Genomic DNA, 17,766 nt, shown 5'->3' with positions numbered 1-17,766 from the left:
ATTTCTTACGGGATTTTTTATGCTTTGACTTTCAGCTTTAGTCTTTTGACTATCTGCTTTTGACTTTCAGCTTTAGTCTTTTGACTTTCAACTTTAGTCTTTCAACGCCAAACGCGCTCCGTTCAACAAGTTCTGCTAAAAAGTATATCTAAACCCTAAACCAAATCTTCCGGCGTTAAAATCGCTATCATTGCTGCCAATATATAGCCTAGGTCTCCAATCTAAAGCCAAAGCTAAAGGAGCGCCTGAGAATTTATAATCTAAACCAACCATTGGTACTAAATAAAAGCTAGAGCCACCATCATACAATTGTAATGAGGGACCACCACCTAAATACCAATCTAAACCTTTAGCTCCCGGGATAGAAGAATTATATTGAAGAAAAGCCTGGAGAACGGTAGAGTTTCCGCCAAATAAAACATCGCCTTGAATCGCAGCTTTTGAACTGAAATGATGTCTGATGGAAGGACCAACCAAAGTAGCACCATCACCAAAATCGATACCTAAACCAATTCCGGTTTTATAGTTTTGAGCTTTAACGTTTGTAGTCGTAATGGCAAATAATGCAATGCAGCCTAAAATTGTAAATAACTTTTTCATAATTTAAATGTTTTTGTAAAATAATTACCTGCCTAACAACTTTAATGCCGTTTATGTTTTTTTGGTCAAAATCTAAAATGATAAAAAACAATGCTTGCATAGTAATTTTGTAATTGCTAAGTTTATTTAAATATTTTTTTAGGAGGAGGTAATGCAGTGTTTTATTGATTGCGAAGTATTATTTTCATTAAAAAGAGATATTGACATCAATCTTTGAGATTGAATTTTTAACTTAACCAAATATTATACAATTCATATGGCGGCAGAAATTAAACGGGTTTTTGATCTTTTGAAGTATAGCCTCGAAAATCCACAGCAGGAGTTCATCAGCGGAAAAATTAATGGAAAATGGATAAATTATAGTACAGGCGATTTTTGTGCTGCCGTAGATAACCTGAGCCGTGGCTTAATTAAACAAGGTATTTCAAAAGGCGGTAGGGTAGCGGTAATGTCGCATAACAGGCCTGAATGGAATATTGCAGATTTTGCAGCTAACCAGATTGGAGCCTACCAGATTCCATTATACCCAACCCTTGCCGAGCACGACATTGAATTTATATTAAAAGATGCAGAGATTACCATCATTTTTGTTGCCGACGAAGAACTATATAAAAAAATAAAACCTTGCGCTGATGCGGTAAATTCTGAAATCAAAATTTATAGCTTTAACGAAATTCCCGAAGCCGAAAACTGGAATACATTAATCGAATCGGGCAAAGCCAGTACAGACATTGACCTCGATGAATACCGTGCCAGGGTTGCACCCGAAGATATCTTAACTTTAATTTATACTTCCGGAACTACTGGTACCCCCAAAGGAGTAATGTTAACGCATGATAATTTAGTGGCGAACTTTGTAAACTCAGCCGTGGTAATGCCTGATGGTGTTAAAAAAGGTTTGAGCTTTTTGCCCTTGTCGCACATTTTCGAACGGATGATCATTTATCTCTATCTGTTCAACCATACCGCTATTTATTATGCCGAAAGTATGGATACCATTGTGGCCGATATTCAGCATGTAAAACCCAATGCATTCTCTACCGTTCCGCGTCTGCTCGAAAAAGTGTACGATAAGATTATGGAAAAGGGAAAGGCATTAACAGGTGTTAAAAAAGGAATCTTCTTCTGGTCGGTGGCTTTGGCCGAAAAATATACCATTGATGCAGGTGCCTGGTATAATTTTAAACTTGGTATTGCCCGTAAACTGGTTTTTAAAAAATGGCAGGAAGCCCTTGGTGGTGAAATTGTGGTAATTGTTTCAGGTGGGGCTGCACTAAACCCACGTTTAGCCAGAATTTTCTGGGCAGCAGGTATGCCTGTTTTCGAAGGTTATGGTTTAACCGAAACCTCACCGGTAATTACCGTTAACCACTTCGGTGGAACCATGTTCGGAACCGTTGGTGAAGTAATTAAAGGGGTAGAAGTTAAGATTGCACAAGATGGTGAAGTGTTAACCCGTGGTCACCAGGTAATGAAAGGTTATTACAACCGACCTGATTTAACCGATGAAGCTGTAGATAAAGACGGTTGGTTCCATACCGGAGATATCGGCGAGTTGGTTGATGGCCGTTTCTTAAAAATTACTGACCGCAAAAAAGAAATGTTTAAAACAGCTGGTGGTAAATATGTGGCGCCACAAATGCTGGAGAATAAATATAAAGAATCGATATTTATCGAACAGATTATGGTATTGGGCGAAAACAGGAAATTCCCTTCAGCCCTGATCGTTCCAAATTTCGAAACCTTAAAAACATGGGCAGGCAGAAAGGGCATAACTTTTACCACCAACGAAGAAGTGATTAAAAACGAACAGGTACTTGCCAAATATAATGAAGTGATCGAGGCAGCCAATGTTGGCTTTGGTAAGTGGGAGCAGGTAAAAAGATTCGCGCTGTTACCAAAAGAATGGAGTATAGATGGAGGCGAACTTACCCCGAAATTAAGTTTAAAAAGAAAAGTAATTACCGAAAAAAATAATGAGGTAATCGAAAAAATATACAAGGATGCAGAAAACTATAAAGCCCCTCAATAATTTTAAAAATTGTTTAGCTTCCTTAACCCTGGTGGTTTTACTGGCTGGTTGCGTAACTGGTCAACTGGGGAAAAACAATAGTGGCGAATATAAAAACGGTATGGTGGTTTCGGCCCATCCGGAAGCATCGCAGGTTGGGATAGATATTTTAAAAAAGGGAGGTAATGCTGTTGATGCAGCGGTGGCTGTTCAGTTTGCGCTTGCTGTGGTTTATCCGAATGCTGGCAATATTGGCGGCGGTGGTTTTATGGTTTACCGTGGTGCAAACGGCGAAATTAATACTTTAGATTTCAGAGAAAAAGCGGCTGCATCAGCAAGCAGGGACATGTATCTCGATGCTGCCGGAAACCCGATTGTAGATAAAAGTCTTTATGGCCATTTGGCTTCCGGTGTTCCAGGGTCAGTTGATGGCATGGCAGAAGCACATCAAAAATACGGCAAACTTTCCTGGGCGCAAGTAATACAGCCTGCGATAGATTTGGCACAACGCGGTTTTAAAATTACAAAACGCCAGGCAAGCGAATTAAATAGCCTCCACCGAAAATTGATGGATTTTAACCCCGCAGGAACTGCTTTTGTCAACCTGGAAAGTACCTGGCAGGAAAATGATGTACTGGTTCAAACAGAACTGGCCAATACTTTAAAACTCATTCAGGAAAAAGGCAGGGCAGGTTTTTATGAGGGCGCAGTGGCCGATTCGGTGGTGGCTGAAATGCAACGCGGAAAAGGATTAATCACAAAAGAAGATTTAAAAAATTACCATTCGGCCTGGCGTAAACCCATTACCGGTAATTACAGGGGTTATAAAATTATTACCATGCCACCAACATCAAGCGGTGGCATTGCCCTTGTGCAGTTATTACAAAGTGTAGAAAAATTTCCCCTAAAAAAGTGGGGCCATAATGCCGATTCTACCGTTCAGGTAATTGTAGAAGCCGAAAGAAGGGTATATGCAGATCGTGCAACACATTTAGGCGATCCTGACTTTTACGCAGTACCGCAACAACAACTGTTAAGCTCAGATTATAACCAAAACCGTATGGCAAATTTTAACTGGGCGGCAGCTACACCCAGCACAGAGGTATTGGCGGGTGAAATAAAGGGAGCAGAACATGAAGAAACTACACATTTTTCTATTGTAGACCGTGATGGTAATGCTGTTTCGATCACAACTACTTTAAACGGCTCTTACGGATCGTTGGTGGCAGTAAAGGGTGCGGGTTTTTTACTCAATAACGAAATGGACGATTTTTCGGTTAAACCAGGTGCGCCAAATATGTACGGTTTGGTAGGAGGTGAAGCAAATGCCATTGCGCCAAATAAAAGAATGTTAAGTTCTATGACGCCTACTATTGTAGAGAAAGATGGAAAATTATTTATGGTGGTGGGTACACCAGGAGGATCGACCATTATTACCTCTGTATTCCAGACCATTATAAATGTAATTGATTTCGATATGTCTATGCAATCAGCTGTTGCTGCAAAGAAATTTCACCATCAATGGCTGCCTGATGAAGTATATGTAGAAAAAGATGCGATTGATAGTGTATCGACTGAAAAATTAAAAGCAAAAGGTTATAAAATTGTACCCAGAGGAGCAATTGGCAGGGTTGATGCCATCTTAAAAACCAAGTGGGGGAACTATCAGGGTGGTGCCGATCCACGTGGCGATGACAAAGCCGTTGGCTGGTAACAAAATCATCTCTTAACACGAAAAATCAGGGCAGCCTTGCCGGATCAAAAACACTTGAGTAACATCAATATAATGAACTGTTTTTCTTTTATTCTTTCATCTTGTGGCAACTTTTAAGAAGTGTAGAAATATTTCCCCTGTAAAAAAGTAAACATTTTTGCAAGTAGGTTACACATAAATATTATTTGTTTAGTGTTAAAATCAATGCCTTTTTAAAACAAATAAAACATTCAATGTTTTGATGTTCAGAGTTGTAGAGAAAAATGGAATATTGTTATAACAGTTGCTACACCTATAGGGAGTATTATTACTTTTGCAATCCTAAGGAATCAGTAATGCTGGCGATTTTAAGTTGTTAATTTTATCAACCTCTTAAAAGCGAGAGAATTTTATCACTAATGGCTAAAATAAGTTGGGTATAAGACAAGAAATTTCTTCCCCTTTACGGTTCAAAGATTTTAAAGGATAAAGATTTAAAAAATGGCCAGGCATACTTTTTAAAGAAGATATGTCTCAAAAAACAAATTCAGTATATTAGTGATAACGCCAAATTCGTCAACAGTTATTGTTAAGAAGTTAATAATTATTTTGACAAGCTTGTATTTTTTGGTATGGCTATTGTAAAGATTGGGAAACGCTATTCAACGTTATACAGAAAATTATGAAATTACAATTATTCAAAACCTTACCAGTAGCACTCGCTGGTTTATTAATCGGGTCGGTTGCTTCAGCGCAGGAGAGCCCGGTAACTTCAACAACCAAGTTCAGGACATGGTCGATTGGTGTTAACGCAGGTGTATTAACCCCGCTTTCACCACTTGGAGGTAAAAACGATTTTAGCAACAACAAATCGAGTTTAGGTTATGGCCTTTACATCAAAAAACAATTTACACCTTATTTCTCGCTACGTTTAGACGGAGTTCGCGGTAAATTAAAAGGCGATAATACCGAAGCTTACGAAAGTGGTGTGGTAAACAATTCTCCGGTAAGGGCTTTTGATACCGAGCTATCATACTCTGGAACTTTGAATGCTGTAGTAAACATGTTCAATATTGATATGTTTAAAAAAGAGAACACTTTACAACTTTATGCTTCAGCTGGTGCTGGTATTGCAGGTTACAAACCAACCATTACAACAGCTGGCGGAACTACCGAACTTAATGGAGGTGATAACATTCACGAATTAATTATCCCGGTAGGTTTAGGTGCTAAATTTAAAATTTCTGATGCCGTTAACTTAGATTTAGGCTGGACAATCAACTTTGTTGATGGCGATAACTTAGATGGTTACTACAGAGGAGGTAATGATAAATACAACTATGCTTACGCTGGTTTAGAATTTGCTTTGGGCAGTGGAAAACAATTGGCTTTCCACAATCCGGTAGCTTTAACTTATGATGAAGCTTTAAAGGCAAAACAAACTGCTGATGGTTTAAGATCTGATTTAAATGCGCAAAAAGCCGATAATGCAAAATTACGTGGTGAATTAAACGATATCTTAAAAGATACAGATGGTGATGGCGTAGCAGATAAATTGGATAAATGTCCAGATACACCTGCAGGTACAGTTGTTGATGGTTCTGGTTGTCCATTAAAAACTCCGGAAAAAGTTGTAGAAAAAGTAATCGTAACCGAAGAAGACCGTAAGGTAGTTAACGAAGCAATTAAAAACTTAGAATTCGATTTAGGTAAAGCTACTATCCGTTCTAAATCTTTTGCTTCATTAAACAGGGTTGCCGGATTATTGGTGCAGAAAAACTTTAGCTTAAAATTAGCAGGTCACACTGATAATACTGGTTCAAAAGAATTAAACTTACGTTTATCTAAAGACAGGGCAGAATCTGTTAAAGCATATTTAGTTTCTCAAGGTGCAAATGCATCACGTATTGAGGCTACAGGTTATGGCATGGGCCAACCAATTGCTACCAACAAAACAGCAGCTGGTCGTCAACAAAACCGTCGTGTAGAGTTTACACTTTACTAGTCTGTTTTAACACAGCATAGAAAAAGTCCCGATGAAAATCGGGACTTTTTTGGTTTAATGAGGTTTAAAGCGATACAGTCGTCATTGCGAGAAGGCTTTTTTAGCCGACGAAGCAATCTTATTTGCATGGGTTTTAGCGATCGCTTTAAGATTGCTTCGTCGTTCCTCCTCGCAATGACGACTCTTCTTATTTAAGATCCACAATCACCTTTTTAATTTCGCTTAAATCATTCATCTCAAAATTTAGCGTTTCGGGATAGAACCTTTGATAAATAATCTTATCATCTTTACTATCATACACGCTGATGATTTTATCGTTAGATCGTTGTGTGTACACCACATATTTAACCTTACTATCTTTACTCAAAATCAAACTATCAAGATCATGGTAGGATACAAATTTGAGCTTATAATTATAAGGTTCTAAAACAACGCCTGATTTTGGTAAAAGTGCCAATCTGGATGAAAACACCTCTTTAATATATTCAGGTACGTAAAGTGTTTCTTTTGCTAGTTCGGGCAGGCGTAATTTATTGTAAAATTGATAATCAATGTTACAGTTTTCATTGGCAAGTAATCCATCGTTGATCTGTTTTAAATAACCAGCTAAAAAGCCCGGTGACCAGTTCAGAAAAACAGACTTATTATAAAGTTTTGATAAAAGATTATTTTTTAAAGTTCTTTTTGATCCGAATTGTTCGTCCTGAGTTTCAATTTGGATGTTCGTTGCCCGGTCAGCAAAAAGATTAACCATGGCCAATACACGTTCTTCCTTTACTTTGGGTTTTTTAGATGGACTTACTAATTTTAATGCATAAACTACATTTACATGGGTAGAGCTATCCAGTTTCTCCGCATAGCCATCAAAATAGAAAAATGAGTAATTGGCAACCGTATCGTAACGGGCCAGTTCTTCGGGTTTGATAATTTTATAAGGCGTAATTGTCCAGGTTCTTTTAATGGCCTGCTCAAATTTTTCAAGTTCAGCGTAATCGCTATACTGCAGGGTAAATAATGTGGTCGTTTTTTTTAGGACTTCTAATTTTTGACTATTCAAAATATTCGCCCCAAAATAAGATACCTGACTTTTGCAGGTTGTTGTCCATACCAGAAATAGGCTAAACAGGAGTGTTCCTTTAACTTTTAACATATTAAGTGATTTCATTTTGTGTACAATAATAATAAGAAAATTTTGACAATTATTTTGAATTTTCCTATTGCATTAACAAAATACATTCATTAGCTTTGTTATGCAAGCATAATAAATTAATAAAATGAAGCAACAACAAACCATAGATTACCATATTAAGTTTGCCTGGCAAAATATGTTCAACAAGTATAATCAAATGGCATCCAGTTTTGGAATTACACAGGCCATTGGTTACATGCTTATTAATATTGATGATACTGATGGAACTGCAGTTTCAAATTTAGCGGCCTTGCTTGGTGTTAAGGCTACCAGCCTTTCGCGTATGTTAAACAATATGGAAGAGGCCAGTTTGATTTACCGCGAAACTTCTGCTGGCGACAAACGTTCGGTAAAAGTTTTTCTCACTGATTTTGGCAAAGAAAAAAAACAATTAGCTAAAGGTGTTGTTCGAAAATTTAATGAATACCTGGATGAGCATTTTACCAAAAAGGAGAAAGAAACATTCATTAATTTATTGATAAAACTAAATGATATTACAGTAGGATATACTGTTGATTAAATACAATTCTGATGAAACGAAGCATTAATAAAGTTGCTGTTTTAGGTTCGGGTATTATGGGTTCGCGTATTGCATGCCACTTCGCCAACATTGGTGTAGAGGTTTTGCTGTTGGATATTGCCCCTAAAGAACTTACTCCAGAAGAGCAGGCAAAAGGATTAGCCCTGGATAACCCGGCGGTAAAAAACCGGATTGTAAATACAGCTTTGCAAACAGCCGTAAAAACAAATCCATCGCCTGTTTATACCAAAAAAGCATTAAATAAAATCAAAACAGGGAATTTCGACGATGATATGTCGAAAATTGCCGGTTACGATTGGGTAATTGAAGTAGTAGTCGAAAACCTAGATATTAAGAAAAAAGTTTTCGAGCAGGTAGAACAATTCCGCAAACCTGGTACTTTAATTACTTCCAATACCTCTGGTATCCCCATTCATTTGATGGCCGAAGGAAGAAGTGACGACTTTAAATCTCATTTCTGTGGAACACACTTTTTTAATCCGCCGCGTTATTTAAAATTACTGGAAGTTATTCCTACTCCACATACCCAACCGGAAATTGTTGATTTCCTGATGCATTATGGTGATAAATTTTTAGGAAAAACAACCGTTTTATGTAAAGATACTCCTGCTTTTATTGCTAACCGCGTAGGTGTTTATTCCATCATGGCACTTCTGCACCTGGTTGAGAAACTGGATTTAACAGTAGAAGAAGTTGATAAATTTACAGGCCCGGCATTGGGCAGACCAAAATCGGCTACTTTCCGTACTTCAGATGTGGTTGGTTTAGATACCATGATCAAAGTGGCGAAAGGTCTTTATGATAATTGTCCCGATGATAAAGCACATGAGTTATTTAAACTTCCTGCTTACGTGCAGAAAATGGAAGAGAACAAATGGCTTGGCGATAAAACCAAACAGGGTTTCTATAAAAAAACAAAAACTGCAGAGGGCAAAACAGAAATCCTTGCGCTTGATTTAAAAACATTAGAATATAAGCCTCAGCAAAAAGTAAAATCGGCTACTTTAGAAATGACCAAACCGGTGGAAAACCTTCGTGAACGCATGAAGATTTTTGCTAAAGGAAAAGATAAAGCAGGCGAATTATTCCGTCATTCTTCGTTCGGCCTTTTCGAATATGTTTCTGATCGTATCCCTGAAATATCCGATGAGTTGTACCGCATCGATGATGCCATGCGTGCAGGTTTCGGTTGGGAATTAGGCCCGTTTGAGCTTTGGGATGCCGTTGGTGTAAAAGAAGCCATTGAAGGGATGGAGCAATATGGCAATAAAGCTGCGGCCTGGGTACACGAAATGCTAAATGCCGGAAATACTTCATTTTATAAAGTAGAAAATGGCGTTAAAAAATATTATGATATCCCTTCTAAAAGTTATAAAGCTTTACCGGGCACAGATGAATTTATCATTCTAGATAACCTTCGCGAAAATAAAACCCTTTGGAAAAATTCAGGGGTTTCGATCATTGATTTAGGCGATGGCATTCTGAATGTAGAATTCCACACCAAAATGAATACCATTGGTGGTGATGTGATTTCGGGAATAAACAAAGCGATTGATATGGCCGAGAAAGACTACCGCGGTTTGGTAATTGGTAACGATGGTGCAAATTTTTCTGCTGGTGCAAACGTGGGGATGATTTTTATGATGGCGGTTGAGCAGGAGTGGGATGAATTAAATATGGCGATCAGGATGTTCCAAAACACTTCGATGCGTATCCGTTATTCTTCTATTCCGGTTGTAGTGGCACCTCATAATTTAACCTTGGGTGGTGGTTGCGAGTTCAGTTTACATGCCGATCACGTTCAACTTTCTGCCGAAACGTATATGGGCTTGGTTGAGTTTGGTGTAGGCGTTATCCCAGGTGGTGGCGGAACAAAAGAGTTTGCTTTACGTGCTTCTGATGAGTATAAAGATGATCAGATTGTGCAGAATGCGCTTAAAGATCGCTTTTTAACCATTGGGATGGCCAAAGTTTCTACTTCAGGTTACGAAGCATACGAGTTGGGTTATCTGCAAAAAGATAAATTTTCGATCTCGATGAACCGTAACCGTTTACTGGCCGATGCAAAAGCAAAAGCAATTGAACTGGCCGATGCAGGTTACACCAAACCGGTACAACGCAACGATATCAAGGTGTTAGGAAAGCAAGGTTTAGGAATCGTTTATGCGGGTGCAAATAGCATGTATGCCGGGCATTTCATTTCTGAGCATGATAAAAAAATATCCGAAAAATTAGGTTATGTGATGTGCGGCGGCGATTTATCTTCTCCAACAGAAGTAACCGAACAATATTTACTGGATCTGGAAAGAGAAGCATTTTTATCACTTGCAGGCGAACGGAAATCGTTAGAGCGGATCCAAAGCATTATTACAAAAGGGAAACCGTTGAGGAATTAAGATGAGAGTGGAGATGTGAGTATCAAGTATCAAGATTGGATGCTTGAAGACTTTGAAGAGCAGGGGAGGGTTTTTTGAACATCAAGCCTAATTTCTCTAAACCCGATAGAAGTGGCAATACTTTTTGGTGGTTACCGAAAAAGATTGCCACGTCGTTCCTCCTCGCAATGACAGGAATGGTTGCAATGACAGAAGTTAAAAAAGATTGAAACGAATATCGGGACTACCAGAACCAATGAAATGCAGGTTTTGTTTTTCTAAATATTAATAAAAATAAAATACCGGCGATTTTCAAGCTTGAGCCTAGTCTTGATACTTGATATTCGCTACTTAATACTAATAAGCTACTTAGATACTAAACAATGGAAGCATATATTATAGCAGGATATCGTACAGCAGTAGGTAAAGCACCACGCGGCGTATTCCGTTTTACAAGAGCTGATGATTTAGCCGCAGAAGTGATCAGGGCTTTGGTGGCATCGGTTCCGAATTTAGATAACGAACAGATTGACGATGTAATTGTGGGTAACGCTACACCCGAAGCAGAGCAGGGCTTAAATATTGGGCGTATGATTTCGCTGATGGGCCTGGATACCGATAAAGTTCCGGGGGTTACTGTAAACCGTTATTGTGCGTCGGGTTTAGATACCATTGCCTCTGCAGTTGCCAGAATTAAAGCAGGCATGGCCGATTGTATCATAGCCGGTGGTGTTGAGGTAATGAGCGGAATGCCTTTCGGTGGATGGAAATTGGTTCCAAACGCTGAGGTAGCGAAAAACAACCCGGATTGGTATTGGGGTATGGGTTTAACAGCCGAAGCCGTAGCGAAAGAATATAACGTGAGCCGTGAAGATCAGGATGCTTTTTCGTTAAAATCTCATGAGAAAGCCATTCACGCTATAAAAAATGGTCATTTAAAAGATGGTGTTCTGCCAATCACGGTAAACGAAAATTACCTTGATGCCAACCTTAAAAAGAAAACGCGTTCTTACGTGGTTGATACCGATGAAGGTCCGCGTGCAGATACTACTTTAGATAAGTTAGCGAAACTGAAACCTGTATTCGATGCCGTTGGAAGCGTAACCGCGGGCAACTCATCGCAAACATCAGATGGGGCAGCTTTTGTTTTAGTCGTGTCTGAAAAGAAAATGAAAGAATTAAATGCAGAGCCGATTGCCAGATTAGTAAGTTATGGTATCGCAGGTGTTCCGCCGCGCATTATGGGGATTGGTCCAATTGAGGCGATTCCAAAAGCATTGAAACAGGCGGGTTTGAAAAAAGAAGATATCGATTTAATCGAACTGAACGAAGCTTTTGCCTCTCAATCTTTAGCTGTAATCAGAACATTGGATTTAAATCCTGATGTAATTAATGTAAACGGTGGTGCAATTGCACTGGGTCATCCACTAGGTTGTACCGGAGCAAAATTGACCGTGCAGATTATGAATGAGCTAAAAAGACAGAACAAAAAATACGGAATGGTAACCATGTGCGTAGGAACCGGACAAGGTGCCGCAGGAATTTTTGAGTTGTTTTAATTAGTATCGAGATATGAGTATGTAGTATCAAGATTTAATAGCAGGTGAATAAACCAGTTTATAAATCATCCCGACATATTACTCAGTCACTAATACTAATATATATGCACAACTTTAAAGAGTTAAAAGTTTGGCAAAAATCAATTGATTTAGCTGTTGATGTTTACAAAGCTAGTTCATTTTTGCCTGTTGATGAGAGATACGGTTTGATTTCTCAAATGAAACGATGCTCTGTTTCTATACCCTCCAATATTGCTGAGGCGGCCGGTAGGGGAACTAGCGCTCAGTTTAAATATTTTTTAAGCATAAGTCAGGGCTCGGCTTTTGAATTAGAGACCCAATTGATTATTTCAAACCGACTTGATTTACTAGATGATGAATTATCAGCCGATTTGATTGAAAAAACAACAGAAATTCAAAAAATGGTTTATGCTTTGGATAGAAGTATCAAGATATGAGTATCAAGTATCAAGATTTAATAAGGTAATAATGAAAATAATAAAACGGTGGCAAGTATTTGAGACTATCCTTGATACTCGCTACTAAATACTAACACTTGGCGACATTCAGTTTCAGATCCTGTCATGATACTTGATACTCGCTACTAGATACTATTAAAATGGAAACAACTGAAAAAAAGACAATTAAAGGCGGTGAATTCTTAATTAAGGATACCACCTATCAGGAAGTATTTATCCCTGAAGAATTTGATGAAGAGCAACAGATGATTGCACAGACTTGTCGCGATTTTTTAGCTTCTGAGGTTTATCCCAATTTAGATAAAATTGATAAACAGGAAGACCCTGAATTAATGCCAACGCTTTTAACCAAAGCTGGCGAACTTGGTATTCTTGGTGTTTCGGTTCCGGAAGAATATGGCGGTTTTGGAAAGAACTTCAATACTTCTATGCTCGTTGCCGACGTGGTTGGTGCCGGACATTCTTTCGCGGTTGCACTTTCTGCACATACAGGCATTGGTACCTTACCGATTTTATATTATGGTAACGAAGCACAAAAAGCAAAATATATCCCTAAACTAGGTTCTGGCGAATGGAAAGCAGCCTATTGTTTAACAGAGCCAAATTCGGGTTCGGATGCAAATTCTGGAAAAACAAAAGCCAAACTGAGCGACGATGGTAAACATTATATCATTACAGGGCAAAAAATGTGGATTACCAATGGCGGTTTTGCTGATATTTTTATTGTTTTCGCTAAAATTGACGATGATAAAAACTTAACTGCATTTATTGTGGAGAAAGATTTCGGTGGCATTACCATGAATCCCGAAGAACATAAAATGGGTATCAAAGGTTCTTCAACCCGCCAGGTTTTCTTTAACGATTGCCCTGTGCCTGTTGAGAATATGCTGAGTGAACGGGAAAACGGTTTTAAAATCGCGGTAAATATTTTAAATATCGGTCGTATTAAATTATCGGCTGCAGCTATTGGAGCGTCAAAGGCAACCTTAAATACAGCCATTAATTATTCAAATGAACGTATTCAGTTTGGTCGCCCGATTTCGAAATATGGTGCCATCCGCTTCAAAATTGCAGAAATTGCCTCTAAACTTTATGCAGTAGATGCCGCAAATTACCGGGCTGGACAGAACATCGATGATACTTACGACCAACTGGTTGCGGGTGGAATGGAATCGGGTAAAGCCCGATTAAAATCTGTAGAGCAATTTGCGGTAGAGTGTGCCATTTTAAAAGTATGGGGCTCGGAAGCACTGGATTATACGGTTGATGAAGGCGTGCAGATTTATGGGGGCATGGGTTTTTCTGCCGATGCACCAATGGATAGGGCTTACCGTGATGCACGTATCAACAGGATTTTCGAAGGTACGAACGAAATTAACCGCTTGTTAACCGTTGATATGATGCTGAAACGGGCCATGAAGGGAGAATTGGATTTAATGACACCAGCTACTGCTGTTGCCGCTGAATTAATGAGCATCCCTGATTTTGGCGAAGAGGATACAACTTTATTTGCTGCAGAGAAAAAGGTATTGTCTAATTTGAAAAAAGCAACACTAATGGTAGCAGGTGCTGCGGTTCAAAAATTAATGATGACGCTAAGCAAAGAGCAGGAAATTTTAATGAACATAGCCGATATGGCCGGTTATGTTTACGTATTGGAATCGGCTTTATTGCGGACTGAAAAATTAGTAAGCACGCGTGGTGAGGAAGCATCTGCAGGACAGCTGGACTTATTGAGGATATATTTGGTAGAAGCTGTAGATGGTATCGCCAAAGCAGGTAAAGAAGCACTTTGGGCTTTTGCGGAAGGAGATGAACAACGCATGATGTTGGTGGGCTTACGCCGTTTTACAAAAGTAGAACCGTTTAACGTTAAAGATGCACGCCAAAGGGTTGCGCAACAATTAATTGAAGCGAATAAATATATTTTTTAAGGTAGAAGGTTAGAAGGCGAAGGGTTTAAGGTTTGAGTGCATAACTCAGGCCCTAAACCTTTTTTAGTTTGTAATACATTTTGTATTTATCATAAAGATATTTCTATCTTATTTTGTCATGTTGAGCCTGTCGAAACATATGCTGTCATGCTGAGGAACGAAGCATCTGTTTCATCGGTTGCGGATGCTTCGTTCCTCAGCATGACATAAGTTCAAAAAATTATCACCTCTAAACTTTATAACATTAAAACCTTATTTTCGCCACATGATTAAATTTAGATTTCTTGCGATACTTCTTTTATGCTTAGTTGGAGTTTCATCTTGTAAAAAAGACGAAGATCCCGAAAAACAGATTACCGATTTTATCCAAAAGAATAATATCAATGCTGTGAAAGATGCTTCTGGCTTATATTATCAGATTATTAAGCCTGGTACCGGTTCTTTTAACTATCCCACTAATACCAAAATAACCATCAAATATGAAGGAAGGTTGTTAAACGGCGATGTTTTTGATAACGGCGGGGGTAAAGAACAAACCTTTAACCTGGCCGAATTAATTCAGGGCTGGAGAATAGGTATCCCTAAAATTCAAAAGGGCGGAGAAATCAGGTTAATCGTTCCACCAGGTTTAGGTTATGGAAGTGGTGCTGTAGGTTCAATCCCGGGTAATTCGGTATTGGATTTTACCATTCAGTTGTCTAATGCACAATAAAAGTAAAGACTAAAGGAGAAAGATCAAAGCTGGAAACCTGTATTTTCAATTTTCAATAATGTTCTTTGACCCTTAGCTCTTTAAAAATTGTTAAAATAGGTTAAAAATTGTAGCATCCGTATTAAAAGCTTATTTTTGCAGATGATGGTTAAGTTTAAACATATTATTTTATTGATATGCGTGGTGGGGTGCATTGCTGCCTGTAAGAAAGATGTATCTATGGATGATTCTTATGACCCTACTCCACAATTTAAAGCAGATACTGCTGCAATAGGTGCTTATGTTAAGGCTAATAATATCCCGGTAACAAAAGATGCCAGTGGTATTTATTATCAGATTATCGCACCTGGATCAGGAAATGTAACCTACCTTACTTCAACTTTAATCACCGCTGATTATGAAGGTAAATTATTAAACGGTACTATTTTCGATAGCACTAAAGGAACACCAATCTCTTTTAAACTTGGAAATGTTATTTTAGGTTGGCAATTTGGGATTCAAAAAATACAAAAAGGCGGGATGATCAGGTTAATTATCCCATCTTACTTCGCTTATGGAACAAAGTCACCATCAACCTTGGTTCCTGCTAATTCAGTACTAGATTTTACTATAACACTTACAGACGTACAATAATAAATGAACAAATTTACTAAACTTGGCCTATTTACACTTTTACTGGCTACTGTAGTTTTCAGCTCTTGCAAAAAGGACTATGAGACGATAGAAAGCGTAGATGATGCAGCTATTCAAACATATTTGAAGCAGAATAATCTTACTTTCACTAAAGATTCAGGAAAAGAGTACTATTATAAAATTACAACGCAAGGTACTGGCAGTACGGTCTTAAATCAGGATTCAGTTTATTACACTTATACTTTCAAAACTTTATCAGGACAGGTATTACAGCAAGTATCTGATTTGATGATTGTGGGTACCTATTTAGGGTATACAGATCAGTTTCGTATTAATAGCACTGCTGTGAATTATATTTTTGCTCCTGTTAGAGAAGTATTATCTAAGTTAAACAGGGGGGGGAAAGCTACTTTAATTATGCCTTCGCATTTAGCTTTTGGTAAAAATGGCATAAGTACTTTGAATATCGGCTCAAATGAGAATATTCTTGTTGATTTGGTAATGTATAGCGAATCTAAGAGGCACGAAATCGATGAGTTAGAAATTAATAAATTTATTGCTAATAATAATTTAACACTGATTAAAGATCCTTCAAGGGCACGCTATAGTATTAGTACTCCAGGAACGGGAACCGATGCAATTAGCGTAAATTCTACAATTGTTGCAAATTATACGGTTAGGTATTTAGATGGAACGGTGATACCGCAAGCTTCTGATCAGATAACTGAAGTGCTAAGCAATTTATATAAAGGCTGGCAACTAATTTTGCCAGGTAAAGTAACTGCAGGAGGAAAACTTCGTTTGGTGCTCCCAGCTGACCTAGCTAATGGAACTCCTTTGGATTTTGACATAGAAATTGTGAGTGTTACGAATTAGAGAATATCTTTTTAAAACTTTTTAAAATGCTCAACTATTAGTTGAGCATTTTTTTTGTTTTCCTGTTTTATAACTTATTTTTTAGTTGTATACTTGTATGGTAAGGGAAAACATACAATTAATATATGAAAAACAAAATTAATTTACGCTGCTTAATACTACCTATATTAGGCGTTATCTCAATTGTCTCCTGTAAAAAAGATGCTAATGTTGGGAATTCAGATGAAAAAATTTTAACAGATGCCGTAACTATTGAAAACAGCTATTTAAAATTTAGAGATCAAAAAGCCTTTGATTCTATTGTTAACGTTCTTTTAAAACCAGAAAATTTAAATTCAAAGCCAAAGGAGTTCGCCAGCTTCAAATCTTATCACGATGCTTACATTGATATAGCTAAGGAGTATGAAAATGTAAATACAAGCAAGTTATTTGATGATTTTAAAAATAAGTACTCAAATATTGTAGAAATCAAAGCAGATAGTTCTTTATCGTATAAATTTGGTACGCCGCTTTCAGCGTTGTTTACTAATATTAAAGGTGAGGTAAAAATTGGCAATGTAACCACTGTTTACACAAAAGACCAAAGGATGATATCTTATGCTGGTACTTATAAAAATGAGTCACAAATCAATAGTATATATAAAACTGACGCCAATAAGGGTTTATTTGTAACAAAGATTTCAAACAAGGCTGTTGGGATGGCTGATGTGGAAGCGACTTATGGACCAACTGTTACAAATACTATAAAATCTGAATTATTTTATAACGAGGACGGTAAGAGAAGACTTTTTGTTGAATTATGGAAAGATAGTGCGCCAAGAACTGACATTGAGGTTTGGGATCCAGCGTCATTAGAGTACCGTATCAGATACTATTTTAGTTCACGCCAGGAGTTAAAGAAAACTTTTGGCGGATGGAGAACAAATGAAACCGACTACTATTTCAGTAATTTGAATTATAATTACAGCTTTACTATTTACCCATCTCCAAACCCAACTTTATTTAATTATAGTTTAACAAGTTATAGTGTTGGAAATGCAACCGGACCTATTATCTTGGATATAGGAACTAAAGAAGGTAAGCCTGGCTCAATTAGCGGTACAGGCCGTTTCTTTAGTGGTGGTGTACCTAACGCTCCCTCATTTAATGTAAATTAATT

14 protein-coding genes are annotated in these 17,766 nt (G+C 37.8%); 12 read left to right on the top strand and 2 right to left on the bottom strand.

Going from position 1 to position 17,766, the window contains the following annotated elements:
- Positions 1-135 precede the first annotated feature (135 nt).
- Positions 136-600, bottom strand: a complete 465-nt coding sequence (locus R2R28_RS24150) for a hypothetical protein (protein ID WP_316828221.1) — start codon at positions 598-600, stop codon at positions 136-138.
- 256 nt (positions 601-856) lie between these two features.
- Here R2R28_RS24150 and R2R28_RS24145 point away from each other — a divergent pair, with 256 nt between their 5' ends.
- The 3 genes from R2R28_RS24145 to R2R28_RS24135 all read left to right on the top strand — a co-directional run bounded on the left by R2R28_RS24145 (position 857) and on the right by R2R28_RS24135 (position 6,309).
- Positions 857-2,632, top strand: coding sequence for a long-chain fatty acid--CoA ligase (locus R2R28_RS24145; RefSeq protein WP_316828220.1), 1,776 nt, complete (start codon positions 857-859; stop codon positions 2,630-2,632).
- Positions 2,604-4,325 carry a gamma-glutamyltransferase gene (gene ggt / locus R2R28_RS24140; protein WP_316828219.1) on the top strand — a complete coding sequence of 574 codons (1,722 nt, stop codon included), beginning with the start codon at positions 2,604-2,606 and terminating at the stop codon, positions 4,323-4,325. Before R2R28_RS24145 ends, ggt begins: the two co-directional genes overlap by 29 nt.
- Positions 4,326-4,986: 661 nt before the next feature.
- A complete protein-coding gene (locus R2R28_RS24135; RefSeq protein WP_316828218.1) occupies positions 4,987-6,309 on the top strand; it encodes a DUF6089 family protein in 1,323 nt (440 codons plus the stop codon).
- Between the two features lie 187 nt (positions 6,310-6,496).
- Here R2R28_RS24135 and R2R28_RS24130 read toward each other — a convergent pair whose 3' ends face one another.
- Entirely contained in the window at positions 6,497-7,474 is a 978-nt protein-coding gene (locus R2R28_RS24130; protein ID WP_316828217.1) for a hypothetical protein, read from the bottom strand.
- Between the two features lie 109 nt (positions 7,475-7,583).
- Here R2R28_RS24130 and R2R28_RS24125 point away from each other — a divergent pair, with 109 nt between their 5' ends.
- The 9 genes from R2R28_RS24125 (at position 7,584) to R2R28_RS24085 (ending at position 17,764) form a co-directional block, all read left to right on the top strand.
- Positions 7,584-8,018 (top strand): MarR family winged helix-turn-helix transcriptional regulator, encoded by a 435-nt coding sequence (locus R2R28_RS24125; RefSeq protein WP_316828216.1) that lies wholly within the window; start codon positions 7,584-7,586, stop codon positions 8,016-8,018.
- Positions 8,019-8,029: 11 nt separating this feature from the next.
- Positions 8,030-10,435 carry a 3-hydroxyacyl-CoA dehydrogenase/enoyl-CoA hydratase family protein gene (locus tag R2R28_RS24120; RefSeq protein ID WP_316828215.1) on the top strand — a complete coding sequence of 802 codons (2,406 nt, stop codon included), beginning with the start codon at positions 8,030-8,032 and terminating at the stop codon, positions 10,433-10,435.
- A gap of 362 nt (positions 10,436-10,797) precedes the next feature.
- Positions 10,798-11,973 carry an acetyl-CoA C-acyltransferase gene (locus tag R2R28_RS24115; RefSeq protein ID WP_316828214.1) on the top strand — a complete coding sequence of 392 codons (1,176 nt, stop codon included), beginning with the start codon at positions 10,798-10,800 and terminating at the stop codon, positions 11,971-11,973.
- A gap of 104 nt (positions 11,974-12,077) precedes the next feature.
- Entirely contained in the window at positions 12,078-12,431 is a 354-nt protein-coding gene (locus R2R28_RS24110; RefSeq protein ID WP_316828213.1) for a four helix bundle protein, read from the top strand.
- A gap of 161 nt (positions 12,432-12,592) precedes the next feature.
- Positions 12,593-14,386, top strand: a complete 1,794-nt coding sequence (locus tag R2R28_RS24105; protein ID WP_316828212.1) for an acyl-CoA dehydrogenase family protein — start codon at positions 12,593-12,595, stop codon at positions 14,384-14,386.
- Positions 14,387-14,651: 265 nt separating this feature from the next.
- Positions 14,652-15,098, top strand: coding sequence for an FKBP-type peptidyl-prolyl cis-trans isomerase (locus R2R28_RS24100; RefSeq protein WP_316828211.1), 447 nt, complete (start codon positions 14,652-14,654; stop codon positions 15,096-15,098).
- Between the two features lie 141 nt (positions 15,099-15,239).
- Positions 15,240-15,731, top strand: a complete 492-nt coding sequence (locus R2R28_RS24095) for an FKBP-type peptidyl-prolyl cis-trans isomerase (RefSeq protein ID WP_316828210.1) — start codon at positions 15,240-15,242, stop codon at positions 15,729-15,731.
- 3 nt (positions 15,732-15,734) lie between these two features.
- Positions 15,735-16,607: a hypothetical protein gene (locus R2R28_RS24090; protein ID WP_316828209.1), complete on the top strand. Its 873-nt coding sequence runs from the start codon at positions 15,735-15,737 to the stop codon at positions 16,605-16,607.
- Between the two features lie 125 nt (positions 16,608-16,732).
- A complete protein-coding gene (locus tag R2R28_RS24085; protein ID WP_316828208.1) occupies positions 16,733-17,764 on the top strand; it encodes a hypothetical protein in 1,032 nt (343 codons plus the stop codon).
- The last annotated feature ends 2 nt before the right edge of the window (positions 17,765-17,766 follow it).

Origin of the sequence: Pedobacter miscanthi (genome assembly GCF_032678605.1) — a bacterium.
Classification (GTDB): domain Bacteria; phylum Bacteroidota; class Bacteroidia; order Sphingobacteriales; family Sphingobacteriaceae; genus Pedobacter; species Pedobacter miscanthi_A.
This window is presented reverse-complemented; position numbering and strand designations above follow the sequence as displayed.

Coding starts and splice junctions, on each gene's coding strand:
- R2R28_RS24130 (WP_316828217.1), bottom strand. CDS start 7,474: ATGAAATCACTTAATATGTTAAAAGTTAAAGGAACACTCCTGTTTAGC.
- R2R28_RS24125 (WP_316828216.1), top strand. CDS start 7,584: ATGAAGCAACAACAAACCATAGATTACCATATTAAGTTTGCCTGGCAA.
- R2R28_RS24135 (WP_316828218.1), top strand. CDS start 4,987: ATGAAATTACAATTATTCAAAACCTTACCAGTAGCACTCGCTGGTTTA.
- R2R28_RS24110 (WP_316828213.1), top strand. CDS start 12,078: ATGCACAACTTTAAAGAGTTAAAAGTTTGGCAAAAATCAATTGATTTA.
- R2R28_RS24145 (WP_316828220.1), top strand. CDS start 857: ATGGCGGCAGAAATTAAACGGGTTTTTGATCTTTTGAAGTATAGCCTC.
- R2R28_RS24105 (WP_316828212.1), top strand. CDS start 12,593: ATGGAAACAACTGAAAAAAAGACAATTAAAGGCGGTGAATTCTTAATT.
- R2R28_RS24115 (WP_316828214.1), top strand. CDS start 10,798: ATGGAAGCATATATTATAGCAGGATATCGTACAGCAGTAGGTAAAGCA.
- R2R28_RS24150 (WP_316828221.1), bottom strand. CDS start 600: ATGAAAAAGTTATTTACAATTTTAGGCTGCATTGCATTATTTGCCATT.
- R2R28_RS24090 (WP_316828209.1), top strand. CDS start 15,735: ATGAACAAATTTACTAAACTTGGCCTATTTACACTTTTACTGGCTACT.
- R2R28_RS24095 (WP_316828210.1), top strand. CDS start 15,240: ATGATGGTTAAGTTTAAACATATTATTTTATTGATATGCGTGGTGGGG.
- ggt (WP_316828219.1), top strand. CDS start 2,604: ATGCAGAAAACTATAAAGCCCCTCAATAATTTTAAAAATTGTTTAGCT.
- R2R28_RS24120 (WP_316828215.1), top strand. CDS start 8,030: ATGAAACGAAGCATTAATAAAGTTGCTGTTTTAGGTTCGGGTATTATG.
- R2R28_RS24100 (WP_316828211.1), top strand. CDS start 14,652: ATGATTAAATTTAGATTTCTTGCGATACTTCTTTTATGCTTAGTTGGA.
- R2R28_RS24085 (WP_316828208.1), top strand. CDS start 16,733: ATGAAAAACAAAATTAATTTACGCTGCTTAATACTACCTATATTAGGC.